Source organism: Agrobacterium sp. lyk4-40-TYG-31 (assembly GCF_030209855.1).
Classification (GTDB): domain Bacteria; phylum Pseudomonadota; class Alphaproteobacteria; order Rhizobiales; family Rhizobiaceae; genus Agrobacterium; species Agrobacterium vaccinii.
Genome location: NZ_JARVRE010000019.1, coordinates 98,369 through 115,663, shown reverse-complemented (window position 1 = coordinate 115,663; position 17,295 = coordinate 98,369). Strand labels below are relative to the sequence as shown.

General features: G+C 58.8%; 17 protein-coding genes and 1 riboswitch. Of the genes, 14 read left to right on the top strand and 3 right to left on the bottom strand.

Annotated elements, in window-relative coordinates; all coding sequences use genetic code 11:
* Window positions 1–8 precede the first annotated feature (8 nt).
* The 6 genes from QRN55_RS23050 (at window position 9) to thiD (ending at window position 6,227) form a co-directional block, all read left to right on the top strand.
* The gene (locus QRN55_RS23050; protein WP_284778428.1) at window positions 9–1,151 is read left to right on the top strand and encodes a M24 family metallopeptidase; all 1,143 of its coding nucleotides are present in this window, start codon (window positions 9–11) and stop codon (window positions 1,149–1,151) included.
* An 80-nt stretch (window positions 1,152–1,231) separates the two neighbouring features.
* On the top strand, window positions 1,232–2,569 hold the full coding sequence (telA, locus tag QRN55_RS23045; RefSeq protein ID WP_284778427.1) for a telomere resolvase TelA: 1,338 nt from the start codon (window positions 1,232–1,234) through the stop codon (window positions 2,567–2,569).
* A 235-nt stretch (window positions 2,570–2,804) separates the two neighbouring features.
* Window positions 2,805–3,797: an inositol 2-dehydrogenase gene (gene iolG / locus QRN55_RS23040; protein WP_284778426.1), complete on the top strand. Its 993-nt coding sequence runs from the start codon at window positions 2,805–2,807 to the stop codon at window positions 3,795–3,797.
* Between the two features lie 79 nt (window positions 3,798–3,876).
* Window positions 3,877–3,979, top strand: a riboswitch (TPP riboswitch).
* A gap of 67 nt (window positions 3,980–4,046) precedes the next feature.
* A complete protein-coding gene (locus QRN55_RS23035; protein WP_284778425.1) occupies window positions 4,047–4,784 on the top strand; it encodes a hydroxyethylthiazole kinase in 738 nt (245 codons plus the stop codon).
* On the top strand, window positions 4,771–5,430 hold the full coding sequence (gene thiE / locus QRN55_RS23030) for a thiamine phosphate synthase (RefSeq protein WP_284778424.1): 660 nt from the start codon (window positions 4,771–4,773) through the stop codon (window positions 5,428–5,430). Before QRN55_RS23035 ends, thiE begins: the two co-directional genes overlap by 14 nt.
* Window positions 5,427–6,227, top strand: a complete 801-nt coding sequence (thiD, locus tag QRN55_RS23025) for a bifunctional hydroxymethylpyrimidine kinase/phosphomethylpyrimidine kinase (RefSeq protein ID WP_284778423.1) — start codon at window positions 5,427–5,429, stop codon at window positions 6,225–6,227. Before thiE ends, thiD begins: the two co-directional genes overlap by 4 nt.
* 4 nt (window positions 6,228–6,231) lie before the next feature.
* Here thiD and QRN55_RS23020 read toward each other — a convergent pair whose 3' ends face one another.
* Window positions 6,232–6,693, bottom strand: coding sequence for an Lrp/AsnC family transcriptional regulator (locus QRN55_RS23020; RefSeq protein ID WP_284778421.1), 462 nt, complete (start codon window positions 6,691–6,693; stop codon window positions 6,232–6,234).
* 126 nt (window positions 6,694–6,819) lie between these two features.
* On the opposite strand from QRN55_RS23020, the gene alr reads away from it, so the two are divergent.
* Together alr and QRN55_RS23010 are read left to right on the top strand one after the other, a co-directional pair.
* Complete coding sequence (gene alr / locus QRN55_RS23015; RefSeq protein ID WP_284778497.1) at window positions 6,820–7,986, top strand: alanine racemase; 1,167 nt, start codon at window positions 6,820–6,822, stop codon at window positions 7,984–7,986.
* Window positions 7,987–7,993: 7 nt separating this feature from the next.
* A complete protein-coding gene (locus QRN55_RS23010; RefSeq protein WP_284778420.1) occupies window positions 7,994–9,250 on the top strand; it encodes a D-amino acid dehydrogenase in 1,257 nt (418 codons plus the stop codon).
* A gap of 53 nt (window positions 9,251–9,303) precedes the next feature.
* Here QRN55_RS23010 and QRN55_RS23005 read toward each other — a convergent pair whose 3' ends face one another.
* Entirely contained in the window at window positions 9,304–10,014 is a 711-nt protein-coding gene (locus QRN55_RS23005) for a GntR family transcriptional regulator (protein ID WP_284778419.1), read from the bottom strand.
* Window positions 10,015–10,277: 263 nt separating this feature from the next.
* Here QRN55_RS23005 and QRN55_RS23000 point away from each other — a divergent pair, with 263 nt between their 5' ends.
* From QRN55_RS23000 to QRN55_RS22975, 6 genes are all read left to right on the top strand, one after another.
* Window positions 10,278–11,363: an ABC transporter ATP-binding protein gene (locus tag QRN55_RS23000; protein ID WP_284778418.1), complete on the top strand. Its 1,086-nt coding sequence runs from the start codon at window positions 10,278–10,280 to the stop codon at window positions 11,361–11,363.
* Between the two features lie 29 nt (window positions 11,364–11,392).
* Window positions 11,393–12,682, top strand: a complete 1,290-nt coding sequence (locus QRN55_RS22995; protein ID WP_233124789.1) for an ABC transporter substrate-binding protein — start codon at window positions 11,393–11,395, stop codon at window positions 12,680–12,682.
* A gap of 74 nt (window positions 12,683–12,756) precedes the next feature.
* A complete protein-coding gene (locus tag QRN55_RS22990) occupies window positions 12,757–13,668 on the top strand; it encodes an ABC transporter permease (RefSeq protein ID WP_284778417.1) in 912 nt (303 codons plus the stop codon).
* 1 nt (window position 13,669) lies between these two features.
* Entirely contained in the window at window positions 13,670–14,488 is an 819-nt protein-coding gene (locus QRN55_RS22985) for an ABC transporter permease (protein ID WP_111841874.1), read from the top strand.
* Between the two features lie 10 nt (window positions 14,489–14,498).
* Complete coding sequence (locus QRN55_RS22980; RefSeq protein ID WP_284778416.1) at window positions 14,499–15,245, top strand: aspartate/glutamate racemase family protein; 747 nt, start codon at window positions 14,499–14,501, stop codon at window positions 15,243–15,245.
* Window positions 15,246–15,377: 132 nt separating this feature from the next.
* Window positions 15,378–15,878 (top strand): BA14K family protein, encoded by a 501-nt coding sequence (locus tag QRN55_RS22975; RefSeq protein WP_284778415.1) that lies wholly within the window; start codon window positions 15,378–15,380, stop codon window positions 15,876–15,878.
* Window positions 15,879–15,932: 54 nt separating this feature from the next.
* On the opposite strand, the gene QRN55_RS22970 is transcribed toward QRN55_RS22975, so the two are convergent.
* Window positions 15,933–17,294, bottom strand: coding sequence for a sigma-54-dependent transcriptional regulator (locus tag QRN55_RS22970; RefSeq protein ID WP_284778414.1), 1,362 nt, complete (start codon window positions 17,292–17,294; stop codon window positions 15,933–15,935).
* Between the last annotated feature and the right edge of the window lies 1 nt (window position 17,295).

Genomic DNA, 17,295 nt, shown 5'->3' with positions numbered 1-17,295 from the left:
GAACGACGATGCTCCTGGGAATGAAGCCGGACCTGATTGGCGATGCGGAACGCAAGCAGCGGCTGGATCGCCTGCGCCGCCTGATGGAGGAGCAAGGCGTCAGCGCTCTGCTTCTGGGTTCGTCTGAAAGCCTGCGCTATTTCACCGGTCTCGTCTGGCATCAGAGCGAACGTCTGCTGGGCGCCGTCGTTACGCAGGATGCGCTGCATTATGTCGTGCCCGGTTTTGAAAAAAGCCGTGTAGATACCCTGCCCCATCTCGATGGCGAGGTTCATGTCTGGCAGGAAGAGGAGCGCCCCGCCGCACTGGTCGCCTCCTTGGTCGGCGCCACTGGCCGTGTCGCACTCGACGACGCGCTGCCGCTCTTCATCTATCATAGCCTTGCCAGAGAACTGGGTCAGGACCGGCTTTGCGATGGCGGGCCGATGATTGGCAGCCTGCGCGCTTGCAAATCATCGACTGAAATCGCCATCATCCAGTATGCCATGAACCTGACGCTCGACGTGCAGAAGCGGGCGCATGGCATCATGAAGCATGGCATCCGCGCATCCGAGGTCGTGCGCTTCATCGATGAGCAGCATCTGGCACTCGGCGGCGAAGGCGGCTCGTCTTTCTGCATCGTGTCCTTCGGTACCGCCACGTCCCTGCCGCATGGTGCGGATGGCGACCAGATTTTGCAGCCCGGAGACGCGATCCTTGTCGACACCGGCACGCGCATCGATGGCTACCATTCCGATCTGACGCGGACATACATGATCGACGAACCATCGCCGGATTTCGCAAAGGCCTGGGCCATCGAGCGCGAGGCGCAGCAGGCGGTTTTCGACGCCGCCAAGCTCGGCACGCCATGCGGTGCACTTGATGACGCCGCCCGCCGTATCATGGCCGGGCACGGTCTGGGCCCGGATTATCAGCTTCCGGGCCTGCCCCATCGCGCCGGTCACGGGCTTGGGCTGGAAATTCACGAGGCTCCCTATATCGTGCGCGGAAACACCACCCCGCTTGCGCAGGGCATGTGTTTTTCCAACGAACCCATGCTCGTGCATCCCGATCGTTTTGGCATTCGCCTTGAAGACCATATTTATATGGACAGCGATGGCGCGCACTGGTTCACGCAGCCCGCGAACTCGCCTACGGACCCATTCGCGTAAAAAACGCAGTCAACAATGCCCTTGAGTGATGTATATAAAATATACTTTTCTAAAAGCGAATCATATTGCTGGAGCTGACGATGTCCGTGGCCGAAAAAAGAAAAACAAAAACACCGGTGTTGGTCGAGCGTATCGCGGATTTCATCGAGAAGGTGAGGCTCACGCGCAAGCCGGATGGCACGTTCGATCCCAAGAAGATCAGCGCCCTATGGAATGAAGAAGTACGCTTCCATTTCGACAATGGCCGCACGGAAAAGACGCTCGAACTTTACATCGTAAAATATAGATACGCGCTCAAGGATGCCTTCGGGCCAAAGACGACACCGCTTGCCATCTGTAACATGAAAAAACTGCGGGAGCGGCTGGACACCTATATCCGAACGGTCGAATACCCGTTGCGTGGGGTTGCCAATTCCATTCAGGAGAAGCTGGAGCGTGCCGAAAGCAACATGGCAGGCCGCAAACCCCGGTTTCTGCTGCGCGTGTCGGACTTCATCGCCGCCACCAACGGGTTGACGACGAAACAGGAGATGCAGGCTCTGTGGGATGCCGAGATGGCATCCATGGGCGACAAGGCGCAGGCGACCGTCATTTCCTATATCACCAAATACCGCAATGCCGTTCGCGAAGCCTTCGGCGATGACCACCCCATGCTGCGCATCGCCGCTGGTACGCCTCAGCTTTACGACGAAGCCCGCAAGATAAAAATGGCGAAGATCGCCACCAAGCACGGATCGCTCATCACTTTTGAAAACTATGCCGAAGTCATGAGACGCTGTCGGCGTTATCTGCACTCATCGGACCCGATGACGATCGCCATCGGCCTGATGGGAACCACTGGGCGTCGTCCCTATGAAATCTTCACCCAGGCTGAACTGACGCCCGCGCCCTATGGTAAAGGCGTCTCCAAATGGAGTGTGCTGTTCAATGGGCAGGCCAAGACCAAGCAGGGCGAAGGCACGAAATTTGGCGTTACCTATGAAATCCCGGTGCTGGAACAGTCGAAAATCGTTCTGGATGCCTATGAGCGCTTGCGTAACAGCAGCGATGGCAAGCTATGGCTCGGCCTCAATGTCGATGATTTCACAGCCGAAGTGCGCCTGCCCCTGCGCGACGCCGTCATGGCCAAATTCGAGGACATCTGGCCGAAGGAAGAGCCCCCGAAGCCCTACGGCCTGCGCCATCTCTATGCGGAAATCGCCTATCGCAATTTTGCGCAATCGAGCGTGACGAAAAACAGCTACTTTGCAGCCATCCTCGGTCACAACAACAACGACCTCGAAACATCCCTGTCCTACATGACCTATACGTTCCCCGAAGATGTGGAGCAGTCCAAGGCCCGTGCTGAACGCGTCGCGGACCGGACTATCCGGCAGATGATCGAGGTCAACCGCATTCCCGGCATGCCTGAAAACTGACTTTAAACGGCACTTGCCCACACCGCCTGAACCCTTGCATCCACGTAGATATATGCGGTCGGAAATTTCCGCCCTGTACGCCACTGCAGGACCGCTCGTCGGTGGCTTGACACAAATGAAATGGCGCACTAGCAAGATGGAACATATATTCCAAATGGGTCCGTGGTGCACGTTGCCGTTCCACGCGAGACGGCAGATGTAACCGGACCCTAGCATTCACATCGGGAGGAAAACGATGGTTACGAGATTGGCTTTGCTGGGTGCGGGTCGCATCGGAAAAGTGCACGCCAAGGCGATTGCCGCCGATAAACGCGCCAAACTGGTTGCCGTTGTCGATGACTTTCAGGACGCAGCGCAGGCGATTGCCGATGAGACCGGCTGCAAGATCAGCACCATCGATGCCGTGCTGGCGGATAAAGAGATCAATGCCGTCATCATCTGCACACCGACCAACACGCATGCCGATCTGATCGAACAGTTCGCGCGCGCTGGCAAGGCGATCTTCTGTGAGAAGCCTATCGATCTGGATGTCGCCCGCGCCGCTGCCTGCATCGAGGTAGTCAAGGAAACAGACGCGAAGATCATGCTCGGCTTCAACCGCCGTTTCGATCCGCATTTCCGCGCCGTTCGCAAGGCCATCGATGATGGCCAGATCGGCAAGGTCGAGATGGTGACGATCACCAGCCGCGATCCCGGCGCACCGCCACCCGAATACATCAAGGTATCAGGCGGCATTTTCCGCGACATGACCATCCATGATTTCGATATTGCCCGCTTCCTGCTGGGCGAAGACATCGTCAGTGTGTTCGCGACAGGGTCCGTGCTGGTCGATCCGAAGATCGGTGAACTCGGCGACTACGACAGCGCCAGCATCATTCTGACCACTGCCAGCGGACGCCAGGCGATCATTTCCAACTCGCGCCGCGCGACCTATGGTTACGATCAGCGTATCGAAGTACACGGTTCGCTGGGCTCCGTCGCCGCCGAAAACCAGCGCCCGGTTTCCATCGAAATCGCCACCAAGGACGGCTACACGCGCCCGCCACTGCACGATTTCTTCATGACACGCTACACGGAAGCCTATGCCGCAGAAATCAGGGCTTTCATCGATGCCATCGAAAACAACGTGGTGCCGTCACCATCGGCCCATGACGGCTTGATCGCGTTGAAACTAGCCGATGCGGCGCTGAAGTCTGCACGCGAAAAAGTCGTCGTCCAGATCGTCTGAACCCGATATCGACGGGCGGAAACAACGTTTTCGCCCCTGTTGCGCCCATTGACAGCGGGTGCAAAACACGACACCTTCCAGACATTCCGAGGGGAGCATCTGACGATGCTGAGATGGCGCTGAGCCGGACCCTTGAACCTGATCCGGGTCATGCCGGCGTAGGAACGGAACAGTCGCCCCCTTGGCCATGCTTTTCTTTTCTTCGTCACAACCGGGTCTCCGCGATGTCATATCTGGAGTGCGATACTCATGGCGAAATTTCCGACGGCGCAAGAGGTGGCGGGCGTTCTGTCGCGGGTGCGCGAACAAAGGCCACGGGTTCACTGCCTGATGAACACCGTCGTGCAGAAGTTTACCGCAGACGGCATCACCGCCGTGGGCGCGGTTCCCTCCATGACGTCATCGCAGGAAGAAATCGAGAGCTTCGTGGCCAAGGTTGGTGCTCTCACCATCAATCTGGGGACACTGGACGCTGCCCGCCGCGACGTTATTCGGATGGCGGTCAAGGTGGCGAATGCCGCGAGCAAGCCATGGATCATCGACCCCGTACACTGCGATTACTCGCCCTCCCGGCTGGATTTCGCGCGTGAACTCATAGCACTCAAGCCCACGATCGTGCGTGGAAACGCTGCGGAAATGGATGTCATCGGCGATGTCGGCAGTGCCCTTCGCATTCAGACAGGTCCGCAAGACCTGCTTGCCGAGACTACACGCGTGGTAACGATCAGGAACGGCCACCCGTGGATGGCAAAGGTTACGGGCACCGGATGCCTGTCTGGCGGGGTGATTGCCGCCTTCATGGCCGTTGAGCCCGATGCGATGCTGGCGGCAACGGCGGCGCTGACAGTCACCGGCGTATCGGCCCAACTGGCAGCCGAACACGCGCACGGACCCGGCACCTTCGAGGCCGCCTTTCTCGATGCACTCAACGCCATCGACACCGCAGACATTATTGCCCATGCAAGGATTGAACATGATGACCGTTGACTACCGGCTGAACGCCCTGGTGGATGCTTCGTTGACCGACATCGCGCCGCTGGCGGATCTCGCGGGTACAGCGGCCCGCAATGGGGCAACCATTATCCAGTACCGCGACAAACAGGCCACAACCCGTGCTATGATAGAGCAGGCCAAACGCATCCTAGATGCCTTGAAGCCGACAGGCGTTCCGCTCGTCATCAATGATCGCGTCGATGTGGCGCAGGCGTCGCGGGCGGATGGCGTTCATCTGGGTGCTGATGATATGGATGCCGAAACGGCAAGGCGCTTGCTCGGGCCGGATTCGATTATCGGACTGACGGTGAAGAGCCTCTCGGATGCCGAACGTGCGGCGCGGGCACCCGCCGATTACGCATGCGTAGGCGGTGTTTTCGAAACGATCTCCAAAGTGAACCCGGATGCACCCGTTGGGCTGGATGGTCTCAGGCAGTTGCGCAGCTATCTCAGAGAGGCACGTCCAGAAATGCCGGTCGGTGCCATCGCGGGTATCACGCTAGAACGGGTGCGGCCCGTCATCGCCGCTGGGGCAGATGGCGTCGCGGTAATTTCGGCGCTGTTCCGCACCCCCGATATTGCAATGACTACAAAGTCTTTTCGTGACGAAATCGATGCCGCACTGGAGTTGCGCCGATGACATCCATTGCTTTGACGATTGCCGGTTCGGATAGCGGCGGCGGTGCGGGCATTCAAGCCGACCTCAAGACATTTTCGGCCCTCGGGGTCTACGGCGCCAGCGTGCTGACCGCGATCACCGCGCAAAACACCAAAGGCGTGACCGCTGTCGAAGACATCTCGGCGGGTATGATCACCGCGCAGATGAAGGCCGTGTTTTCCGATCTCGATATCAATGCCGTCAAGATTGGCATGGTCTCGCGCATCGAAACCATCGAGACCATCGCCATCAATCTCGCAAACCAGCACATGCCCATCGTGCTGGACACGGTGATGGTCGCCACATCGGGCGACCGGCTGTTGCAAGAAGACGCGATTGAAACCCTGCGCTTGCGCCTGCTTCCTCTCGCGCTGCTGGCAACACCCAATCTGCCGGAAGCGGCACTACTGAGCGCAAGTCCGGTCGCAACGGACAGGCAGGAGATAATCCGTCAGGCGGAAGCCATTCTTCGCACCGGAGTGCGGGCGGTGCTGATCAAGGGCGGTCACGGCAGCGGGGCTGAAAGCACGGATATCCTGCTGGATGGCGAGACTGTCCACACATTCTCCATGCCGCGCATCGAGACGAGCAATGATCACGGCACCGGTTGCACGCTAGCCTCCGCCATCACAGCCCATCTGGCGCTCGGCGTCTCGCTGGCAGATTCTATCGGTTTGGCGAAGGAGTATTTGCAAGGTGCGCTGGCCGGTGGCCGGGATTTGCGCGTCGGCCACGGGCACGGGCCCGTCCATCATTTTTATCGGTGGTGGAGCGCTTGATCACTCACCCCCGTGGCTTGGGGCTTGCCAGCGCATTGCGGATGGCAAAGCTGGAATGGATGCGCGAAACACCGGGCAATTTTGATAATACGTCCTTATGGACACGCTCGAAATCGCCTGCGGTTTCCACCTCCACCCGCAGGAAATAATCCGAACCGCCAGTCATCAGATAGCACTCGCGAATTTCCGGGTAGCGACGCACGGCGCTCTCGAAGCGGTTGAGAAAATCCTCGGTCTGCCGGTCGAGCGTGATCTGCACGATGACGGAAATCATCTCACCGCCCGCCATGCTTCCGGTCAGCGCCGTATAGCCCCTGATAACGCCTTCCCGCTCCAGAATGTCGACCCGCCGCAGGCATGCGGAAGGCGACAGGCCCACCTCTGCCGCAAGCTTCGCATTGCTGATGCGGGCATTGAGGCGAAGCACACGAATGATGTGCCGATCGGTAGCATCTAATGCCGACATAAAATCATTCCGTTTTGTCGTAGAAAATTGCGTGAAATCGAAACTTCTGAAACATTCGATGGTCTAAACTGCGAAAATTCGATGATCGTTGCAATAGTCTTGTTGGAAAATAACAAGGGAACGACGATGGACATGACGATCAATCGCCAAAAGGCGAGCGGCGGTGCCAGCGGTTATCTGACCATTGACCTCGGTGCTCTGCGAGACAATTACCTCAGCCTCAAAGCTAGGGCGCCCGGAGCCGTGACCAGTGCGGTGGTCAAAGCCAACGCCTATGGCCTTGGCGCGGATGTCGTCGCCCCGGTGCTCTACGATGCAGGGTGCCGCCATTTCTTCGTCGCGCATATCGATGAAGCCCTTGCACTGCGGTTGCGGATTCCGGGCGATGCCGCCCTCTTCGTGCTGAACGGTTTGCAGCCGGGCAATGAAACGTCCTGCGCGGCCATGAACATCACACCGGTCATCAACTCGCTTGAGCAGCTCGCGCAGTGGGCGAGCCATGCGGCAGCCCTGGGCAAGCCCCTGCCCGCAGCCCTTCAGATCGACACCGGCATGTCGCGCCTTGGCATGGCGCCGCAAGAACTCGAAACGCTGAAAACATCGCCGCACCTGCTGGATGGCATCGACATCACCTTCGTCATGAGCCATCTGGCCTGTGCGGATGAGCCTGAACACGCAGCCAATGCGGACCAGTTGAGCGTGATGCGCAGGGCCATTCAGATGTTTCCCGATGCACCCGTTTGTTTCGCCAATTCAGGCGGTATCTTTCTGAGCGCGGATTACCACAACGCAGTCATGCGTCCGGGCATCGCGCTCTATGGCGGCGCGCCTTCCTCGGTACGACCAAACCCGATGAAGCCGGTGGTGCGGCTGGATGTTGCCGTTGTGCAGACGCGTACGGTACCTGCCGGGACACTGGTGGGGTACGGCGGCTCGCTGCGCACGACGGGTGAAACCCGGCTGGCGACATTGGCCGCCGGTTATGCCGATGGCCTGCCACGCTCGTTGAGCAACAGCGGTGCCGCCTATTTCAATGGGGTGCGCCTGCCGATTGCAGGTCGCGTGTCCATGGACAGTATGAGCATCGACATTTCCGCGCTGCCGGAGGGAACTTTAACCCATGGCAGCCTCGTTCAATTGATCGGCCCGGATCAGTCACTGGAAGACATTGCCGAAGATGCGGGTACAATCGCCTATGAAATCCTGACGGGCCTCGGCCACCGCTATCGACGTACCTACATTCAGCAAGATATGCCCGCCGCAACTGGCAACGCAACAAACGCAGACGAGTGAGACGCAGATGAATATCGTAATTCTCGGAGCCGGTGTCGTCGGCGTAACGTCCGCCTGGTATCTGGCAAAAGCCGGTCATTCCGTAACCGTGATCGATCGCCAGCCTGCGGCAGCGCTCGAAACGAGCTTTGCAAATGCCGGTGAAGTATCGCCCGGTTATTCCTCACCATGGGCGGCCCCCGGCATTCCGATGAAGGCCGTGAAATGGCTGTTCATGGAGCACTCACCGCTGATCATTCGCCCGACGCTGGACCCGGCTGCCTTGAAATGGATCGGCCAGATGCTGCGCAATTGCACCTCATCGCGCTACGCCATCAACAAGAGCCGCATGGTGCGGGTTGCCGAATACAGCCGTGACTGCCTGATGGCGCTGCGCGAGGAAACCGGCATCCAGTACGATCAGCGCACACAGGGAACACTGGAAGTCTTCCGCACCCAGAAACAGTTCGATGGGATCGGCAAGGATGTGGCCGTGCTGAAGGCTGGCGGCGTGCCCTACGAAATTCTGGACAGAGATGGCTGTGTGGCCATCGAGCCCGGCCTTTCGGGATCGCGAGACAAGATCGTCGGCGGCCTTCGCTTGCCCGGCGATGAAACCGGCGATTGCTTTATGTTCACCACCGAGCTTTCGAAGCTGGCTGAGCAGGCCGGCGTCACGTTCATGTACGATACTGCCATCACCCGCCCCATCACCGAAGGCAGTCGCGTCAAGGCCGTGGAAACGACGAAGGGCACCATCGAGGCGGATGTTTTCATCGGCGCGATGGGCAGCTATACGCCGCAATTCCTCAAGCGCCTCGGTATCGATCTGCCGGTCTACCCGGTCAAGGGCTATTCGATTACCGTTCCCATCATGGATGCCGCACGTGCGCCTGTTTCGACCGTCATGGACGAGGCGCACAAGATTGCCATGACGCGTCTGGGCGACCGTATTCGCGTTGGCGGCATGGCCGAAATCGCCGGTTTCAGTAAGGATTTGCCCGCAAAACGCCAAGCAACGCTGACGCACTCCATCGAGGACCTTTTCGGTGGTGCAGGTGACCAGTCTCAGGCGAAATTCTGGAGCGGTCTGCGCCCGATGACGCCGGATGGAACGCCTGTCATCGGCGCGACCCGCTACAGCAACCTGTATCTCAATACTGGTCACGGCACGCTTGGCTGGACCATGGCCTGCGGCTCGGCGAGGGTTCTGGCCGATCTCATCAGCGGCAACATGCCGGAAATCGAGACGGCAGATCTGGCAATCAGCCGGTACGCTGCATAAGGATGTAATCAGTCGCACATGCTGCGGCTGATGTTTCATCGAACCAAGATATATTAAAGAGAGAGGGCATCCTTGAGGGCAAGGCCCTCCTTGTTACGCAGATCGAGATCAGCTTCGATGTGGTCGATGTGGTGCAGCATCAACGTTCTCGCCTTCTCGACATCGCCCGCCTCCAAAGCGTCGAGTATGGAGGCGTGGTCACCATGTCCGCAGCTTGAAACACCCGAGCGACCATAGAGCGCGATGACGAGCGAAGAGCGGGCGACAAGTTCCGCCATGAATTTTTCCAGAATGGCGTTGCCTGCGACCGATGCCAACATCAGGTGAAAATCTCCCGACGCCTTGATTTCCGCCCGTCTGGCGCTAGGGCCGCGCGCGTGCTGGTGGCGGGTTTCCTCTTCCAGATGCGCGCGGATGTCAGCAATAATAGCAGGCGTCAGGCGCTCGATGGCGGCATTGACGATCCCCGGTTCTATCAGCCTGCGCGACGAAAAGACCTGCCGCGCCTCTTCCGGCGTCGGGTTGGACACGAAAGCGCCGCGGTTGCGCTCTGTCTTGACCAGTCCTTCGAAGGCCAACATCTGCAAGGCGGCGCGCACGACGGTACGGCTGACATCGAACAACGTGCCGACTTCCGCCTCCGACAGCTTCGTGCCGGGAACCAGCCGCCTGTCCACGATTGCGTCCCGCAACGTATCGCGAATAGCCTGGGCACGGTCTTCCTGCGAGGCATCCAGTTCGGGCGTGATATGGGCAATGGTCATGGCAGCATCCGTATTCCCCTCGTCTTTTACATCGAAGCAGCAAAACTGAAAACAAAAAACGTCTGCACGGCGGGTATCAGATTGAATACAATCCTTATGCAACATCGAAAACAATCGCATATTTTTTGGGCATAACAGACAGTCATCACCTTCTTCTTTTTTCCAGACAGACAAAATATCCTTTAATTTGATGATCTTATCGGGCGCTCATCGAACTGGCACGGCTTATGCAGAGGAATATGCGGACAGTCAGGGGAACCCGCATGAGCAAAGCCGCCGAAATCGACATCGCTTCCGTTTCGAAAGTCTACGGCACGACGACGGCTGTGCATGCGATCAGCCTGAAAATTCCTGCGGGTAGCTATTGCTGCCTGCTCGGCCCCTCCGGCTGCGGCAAGACCTCGACTTTGCGCATGATTGCTGGGCATGAGACCATCTCGAGCGGAGATGTCAGACTGGGCAATACGGTGGTCACGGATTTTCCACCCGCCAAACGCGGCACGGCGATGATGTTCCAGTCCTATGCGCTGTTCCCCCATCTCGACCTCATCGACAACGTCGCTTTCAGCCTCAAGATGAAGGGGGTCGACAAAGACGCACGGCGCGCAAAGGCGATGGAAATGCTGCAACTGATGCAGCTCGACCCCTATGCCAATCGCAAACCGGCCCAGCTTTCCGGTGGCCAGCAGCAGCGTGTGGCGTTGGCACGGGCGCTGATCACCGATCCTGAGGCGCTACTCCTCGATGAGCCGCTCTCGGCACTCGATCCATTTCTCAAAATTCGCATGCGGGCGGAGCTCAAGAAGCTGCAAACATCGCTCGGTATCACCTTCGTCCACGTCACGCACAGCCAGGAAGAGGCGATGGCGCTGGCCGATATCATCGTCATCATGAATGACGGTCGCATCGAGCAGGCAGCAACCCCGCGCGAGGTATTTGAGCGCCCAGCGACCGGCTTCGTTGCACGCTTCATGGGCAATCACAACGTCATCTCCGGGCGTGTCAGAGAGACTGTGGGCGATACCCTGACGATGGATGTCACAGGTGGCGGATCGTTCATAGCCACAGGCAATGCCCCGGATAGCGGCCCGGTCGATATCGCGATCAGAACGGACCGCGTCCGTGTTGGCGAAACGGATGTGTCTGGTCTTGGCTTCACCGGCATCGTCTCCAACGTCGAATACCACGGCGCCAGCGTGAAGATCGTCGTGGCGGGAGCCGGTTTCGAGGACTTCAACGTGATTTTGAGCGATGTCGCCTTCTTCGAGAACCCCGTCAAGGTCGGGGAGGCCATACCGCTTTCATGGAATGCGGCCGATGCCATCGTGCTCGGACGGATAGAAAAATAACCACAAAAACCAACCAGAGGAGAATTTTCATGACCACTCGATCCAGCATTAAAAAAGGTCTGTCCCGTCGTGGCCTTCTCAAGGCAGGCGCAGCAGCAACCGGCGCCGCCATCGGCTCCGGCCTCATCACCGGCTTCCCGACCATCTGGGCGCAGAACCCGATTACGCTTCGCCAGTTCGGCACCGGCGTATCGAACCTCAATGCCATCGCTGAAAAGTGCAAGGCGGACCTCGGCATCACGCTGGAAATGACGGCAACGGATTCGGATGCCGCCGCACAGCGCGCCGTAACCCAGCCGAACTCCTACGACATCGCCGACATCGAATACTGGATTCTCAAGAAGGTCTATCCGGCAGGCGTGATCCAGCCGATGGAAATCAAGAAGCTGAAATATTACGACAAGATCGTACCGCTGTTCAAAAACGGCAAGCTGACGCCTGACAGCGTCATTGCCCAGGGCACGGCGCCGCACACCGTTGGTTTCGTGGAAAAGCCGGGCGACAAGAAGTTCGCCAAGGGCGAAACGGACTATTTCACCATGGTCCCGACCATCTACAATGCCGATACGCTCGGCATTCGCCCTGACCTCGTCGGACGTGAGATCACCAGCTGGGCCGATATCATGGACCCCGCGTTCAAGGGTAAGGCATCGATCCTCAACATTCCGTCCATCGGCATCATGGATGCAGCGATGATCATGGAAGCCATGGGCAACGTCAAATATGCCGACAAGGGCAACATGACCAAGGAAGAGATCGACAAGACGATCGACTTCCTGATCAAGGCCAAGAAGGACGGCCAGTTCCGCGCCTTCTGGAAAAGCTTCGATGAAAGCGTCAACCTCATGGCATCCGGCGAAGTCGTCATCCAGTCCATGTGGTCGCCTGCCGTTGCCGCCGTGCGTTCCAAGGGCATCGCCTGCAAATACCAGCCGCTGAAGGAAGGTTACCGTTCTTGGGGCGGCGGCCTCGGTCTTGCCAAGCACCTGTCCGGCGCGAAGCTGGATGCTGCCTATGAATACATCAACTGGTACACCTCCGGCTGGGTCGGCGCGTACCTCAACCGTCAGGGTTACTACTCCGCCGCCATGGATACGGCCAAGGAACACATGACCGCAGACGAGTGGGGCTACTGGGTCGAGGGCAAGGCCGCGCAGGGCGACATCATCGCTCCCGATGGCAAGATCATGGAAAAAGCCGGTGCGGTACGCGATGGCGGCTCCTTCCAGGAGCGCATGGGCAAGGTCGCCTGCTGGAACTCCGTGATGGACGAAGACCGCTACATGGTCCGCCGCTGGAACGAGTTCATCGCAGCCTGATCACCTCAAGACGACAACGGGATGCGCGGATTTATCTCCGCGCATCCTTTCCCAGTAAAGCGAGGAGACGGGCCATGGTCACGGTGAGATTGATCGGCGTCAGTGACAAGACGGACAAGAAAAGCCGCAGCTTTGCGCTTGCCCCGAAACTCGTCGCCTATCTGCAGGCAGCGCCGCTCGCCCTGATCCTCGGTTTCTTTCTGGCCCTGCCGATCCTGATGATCGCCATCGTCAGTTTCTGGGATTACGACTTTGCCCAGATGTATCCTGGCTTCGTGACCTTCAACTACGGGGAAACGCTGGGATCATGGGTGACATGGCAGACCTATGCCAACACGCTGAAGTTCGCAGCCATCGTCTGGGCCATCACGCTGTTTTGCGGCTTCTGGGTTGCTTATTTCCTGGCGTTCCACATTCGCACCACCACCATGCAAATGGTGCTGTTCCTCATCTGCACCGTGCCGTTTCTGACCTCCAACATCATCCGCATGATTTCATGGATACCGGTGCTCGGTCGAAACGGGTTGGTGAACAGCGCGCTGGTCAATATGGGCATCGTACCGGCCCCGGTGGAGTGGCTGCTCTATTCCGATTTCGCCGTGGTGCTGGCCATGGTGCATCTCTATACGCTGTTCATGGTCACGCCGATTTTCAACACGCTGATGCGTATCGATAAATCGCTGGTAGAGGCCGCACGGGACGCAGGCGCAACGAGCTGGCAGATACTCTGGAACGTCATCATTCCGCTCGCCAAACCGGGAATTGCCATCGGCACCATCTTCGTCGTCACCCTTGTCATGGCGGACTTCTCGACGGTTCAGGTCATGTCCGGCGGGCAAAGCGCGTCGGTCGCGCTGATGATGAAGAACCAGATGTCGTTGCTGCAATATCCTGCTGCCGCTGCCAATGCCGTGATCCTGCTGGCACTCGTGCTGCTGATGGTCGCTGGCATATTACGCGTCGTCGATATCAGGAAGGAGCTTTGACATGCACTCTGAAAAACGCGGTCGCGAGTTCTATATTCTGGCGTTCTTCTTCGCGCTGTTCGTGCTGTTTCTTTACGGCCCGCTCTCGGCCATTCTCATCCTCGCCTTTCAGGGGCCGAATGGCGGCCTGACCTTTCCGCTGAACGGCGTGTCGCTGCACTGGTTCGGCAATTTGTTTGAGCAGCAGGCGGTCGGAGATTTCGGTGGCTCGTTCCGCCGCTCTTTTGCTCTGGGCATCATGGTTATGCTCTCGACCGTGCTGGTCTCTCTTCTGGCCGGCTTGGCGTTTCGCCGCAAATTCGTTGGCGCGACACCGCTGTTTTATCTCTCCGTCGCAAGCCTTGTGGTGCCATCGATCATCATCTCTCTGGGCATCGGCGTTTTGTTTCAGCAACTCGGTCTGGAGCCCTCGTGGTACTCCTCCGCCTTCGGGGCACATCTGACATGGACCCTGCCCTTCGGCGTGCTGATCATGCTTGCCGTCTTCAACCGCTTTTCGCCGTCCTATGAAGAGGCCGCGCGTGATCTGGGTGCCACGTCATGGCAGACATTTCGTGAGGTCGTCCTGCCGATGATAGCGCCCAGCCTGATCGGCATCGGCCTGTTCGGCTTTACGCTGTCCTATGACGAGTTTGCCCGCACGCTGATGACGGCTGGCACCTACAATACGCTGCCACTGGAAATCTACGGCATGACGACCAATGTCACCACGCCGGTTCTCTACGCGCTGGGTGCGGTCACCACATTCTTCTCGCTGCTGGTCATTGCGGCGACCCTCGGTCTCATCGTGTATCTGAACAGACGCCAGTTGAAAGCCTGAACAAGCCATCATGCGCATTCTCATCGTCAATCCCAATACCACCGCATCCATGACAGCAACCGTGGCCATGGCAGCAAGAAGCGTTGCGGCCCATGGCACTGACATCATCGCCACCACATCGCAAATGGGCCCGGTTTCCATCGAAGGCTATTACGATGAGGTCTTCGCCGTCCCCGGCCTGCTGGCCGAAATCGCCAAGGGCGAGCGGGAGGGTGCGCAGGCGGCCATCATCGCCTGTTTCGATGATACGGGGCTGGATGCCGCACGGGCGCTTGCGCATATCCCGGTGATCGGCATCTGCGAGGCGGCTGTGGCGACGGCGTCTTTCATCGCGCAGAAATTCACCGTCGTGACCACCATGGAACGGTCCCGTCTGCCACTGGAGCATCTCGTCCATCGCTACGGCATGGGCCACCGAGCCGAGGTCCGGGCTGCGGATATTCCGGTGCTTTCGCTGGAAGACCCCCATTCGGATGCGCTGGAACGGCTGCGCTTCGAAATAGACGCTGCCATCCGCGACGACAGAGCAGACGCAATCGTGCTGGGCTGTGCTGGTATGGCAGACCTTGCTGCCAAGCTCTCCGAAGAATTTGGCGTGCCCGTGGTAGACGGCGTTTCTGCGGCAGTAAAGCATGCTGAAGGGTTGGTGACACTGGGGCTCAAGACGGCAAAGCGCGGCGCCTATGCATCGCCGGTCCACAAACCCTATCTCGGCATGATGGCGCCCTTTGCACCTGAAACGATCACAGCTGGCTGACGGGCGCTCTGCCCTTTTCATGCCGTCACGGTGATGCCTTAATTCATTCAGCCCGCATTCAGCCAGCCAGAGCTAATTCTTAACCATCAGATAACAACTGGCAGCCCGCCGCCTTCTGGATGGAAAAAGAAAATGGCTTCCTTCGCAGCAAAAACACTTCTGGCTCTTGCAGTCTCCGCAACAGTCCTTGCCCCTCTCAATTCGGCATCTGCCGACGAGTGGCGCCGCCATGACCGCGACGCAGCGCTTCTGGGTGGCGTCCTTGGCCTTGCTGCCGGTGTGGCGGTTGGTTCGGCACTTTCACAGCCGCGCTATTCGGACGAGCGCGTGTATGACGAGCCGCCTGTGCGTCAGTACCAGACCTATCAGCCGAGCTACACATACAGCGAGCCCGACGACAACTATTACTACCGTCAGGCACCTCGCCCGGTCTATCGTGCGCAGCCTGTCTACCGCGCCCAGCCGGTTTACGACACCCGCCCGACCTACCAGCCACGCTCGACATATCGCACCATCGAGCCATGGACGAATGCCTGGTACGACTATTGCTCGCAGCGTTACGGCAGCTTCAATTCGCGCACCGGAACCTACATGGGTTACGATGGCCAGAACCACTTCTGCGTGGCAGGCTGATCGCGCAACGGCATCGCCTCCTCATCGCCTGACAGGCGTTGAGGAGGCATTATTCTACGCACCTTTCTGAACATAGTCTGTGCGGCTGATGTTGTGGCGTTGAAGCTTGTCGTAGAACGTCTTGCGGGCGATGCCCAACGCTGCAATCGTGCCGGAAACATCGCCTTCGAACTTTTCCAAGACCTCCCGAATGATGTTTTCTTCTTCGCGATCCATTCTCTCGGCCAGCGTGCCCGAGACATCGCGCGGCGCGACTGGCGCGACAGCCGGTTCTGAGGTCGCTTCCAGTCCAAGCACAACCCTTTCGGCAAAATGCCCAAGCTCTCGGACATTGCCCGGCCAGTCGTGATCATTCAGGTAGCGCGACACGGTGGAGGTAATCGACGGCACCGGCATGCCGAAGCGGGTGGAAGCCTTCTTGACGAAGTGGGAGAACAACAGCGGAATATCCGCCCGTCGCTCCCGCAACGGCGGAATGGATAAAGTCACGACGTTCAGCCGGTAATAGAGGTCATCGCGAAAATCACCGCGCTGCTGTGGATCACCGAGGTCCACCTTCGCGGCAGCCACCACGCGAATGTCGACGGGCCGCTCCTCATTCGAGCCGACAGGGGACACCTGCCGCATCTCAAGAACCCGCAGCATTCGCACCTGCACTGCGGGCGGCATGCTTTCAATTTCATCGAGAAACAGCGTTCCGCCGCTGGAATGTTCGATGCGACCAATGCGTTTCTTCTGCGCGCCGGTAAAAGCACCGGCTTCATGGCCAAAGAGCTCGCTTTCGATCACCGTCTCCGGCAGGGCGCCGCAATTCAGCGCGACGAAATTGCCCTTGGCGCGGCGTTTGCTCCAATTGTGAAGAGCCGTTGCCACCACTTCCTTGCCGCTGCCGGTCTCGCCAGCCACCAGCACATCGACATCCGTATCGGCAATATGGCGTAGCGTGTTGCGCAGGCGCTCCATCGCGGGTGTCTGGCCGATCAGCGGAAGGTCGTCCTCCGCTTGCACCGCCGCCAGTTTCAGGGCACGGTTTTCCATGACGAGGCGACGTTTTTCCAGCGCACGGCGCGCGCTTTCCACCATGCGTTCGGCAGGAAAGGGTTTGGAAATGAAATCATAGGCGCCGTCATGGAGCGCGGCCACCGCCATCGGCACATCGCCGTGGCCGGTGATGAGAATGACCGGCAGATCGGGATCGATCTGGCGCAGTCGTTCGAAAAACTGAAGTCCATCCATGCCGGGCATACGCACATCCGAGATCACGACTCCGTCGAAGTCTTTGGACAAAGCTTCCAGAGCCAGTTCCGCCTTCGGAAACGGCGTGACATGGATGCCATGCAGTTCCAGTGTCTGGCGCATGGCCTTGCGCAGTTGCGAGTCATCATCGACCAGATAGACCGTTCCGCTCATCGTCATC

Excerpts from the sequence above, each read along its gene's own strand:
- QRN55_RS22970 (WP_284778414.1), bottom strand. The coding sequence starts at position 17,294 with ATGACGATGAGCGGAACGGTCTATCTGGTCGATGATGACTCGCAACTG.
- telA (WP_284778427.1), top strand. The coding sequence starts at position 1,232 with ATGTCCGTGGCCGAAAAAAGAAAAACAAAAACACCGGTGTTGGTCGAG.
- thiE (WP_284778424.1), top strand. The coding sequence starts at position 4,771 with ATGATGACCGTTGACTACCGGCTGAACGCCCTGGTGGATGCTTCGTTG.
- thiD (WP_284778423.1), top strand. The coding sequence starts at position 5,427 with ATGACATCCATTGCTTTGACGATTGCCGGTTCGGATAGCGGCGGCGGT.
- QRN55_RS22975 (WP_284778415.1), top strand. The coding sequence starts at position 15,378 with ATGGCTTCCTTCGCAGCAAAAACACTTCTGGCTCTTGCAGTCTCCGCA.
- QRN55_RS23050 (WP_284778428.1), top strand. The coding sequence starts at position 9 with ATGCTCCTGGGAATGAAGCCGGACCTGATTGGCGATGCGGAACGCAAG.
- QRN55_RS22985 (WP_111841874.1), top strand. The coding sequence starts at position 13,670 with ATGCACTCTGAAAAACGCGGTCGCGAGTTCTATATTCTGGCGTTCTTC.
- QRN55_RS23035 (WP_284778425.1), top strand. The coding sequence starts at position 4,047 with ATGGCGAAATTTCCGACGGCGCAAGAGGTGGCGGGCGTTCTGTCGCGG.
- QRN55_RS22980 (WP_284778416.1), top strand. The coding sequence starts at position 14,499 with ATGCGCATTCTCATCGTCAATCCCAATACCACCGCATCCATGACAGCA.
- QRN55_RS23020 (WP_284778421.1), bottom strand. The coding sequence starts at position 6,693 with ATGTCGGCATTAGATGCTACCGATCGGCACATCATTCGTGTGCTTCGC.
- QRN55_RS23000 (WP_284778418.1), top strand. The coding sequence starts at position 10,278 with ATGAGCAAAGCCGCCGAAATCGACATCGCTTCCGTTTCGAAAGTCTAC.
- QRN55_RS22995 (WP_233124789.1), top strand. The coding sequence starts at position 11,393 with ATGACCACTCGATCCAGCATTAAAAAAGGTCTGTCCCGTCGTGGCCTT.
- alr (WP_284778497.1), top strand. The coding sequence starts at position 6,820 with ATGGACATGACGATCAATCGCCAAAAGGCGAGCGGCGGTGCCAGCGGT.
- iolG (WP_284778426.1), top strand. The coding sequence starts at position 2,805 with ATGGTTACGAGATTGGCTTTGCTGGGTGCGGGTCGCATCGGAAAAGTG.
- QRN55_RS23010 (WP_284778420.1), top strand. The coding sequence starts at position 7,994 with ATGAATATCGTAATTCTCGGAGCCGGTGTCGTCGGCGTAACGTCCGCC.
- QRN55_RS23005 (WP_284778419.1), bottom strand. The coding sequence starts at position 10,014 with ATGACCATTGCCCATATCACGCCCGAACTGGATGCCTCGCAGGAAGAC.
- QRN55_RS22990 (WP_284778417.1), top strand. The coding sequence starts at position 12,757 with ATGGTCACGGTGAGATTGATCGGCGTCAGTGACAAGACGGACAAGAAA.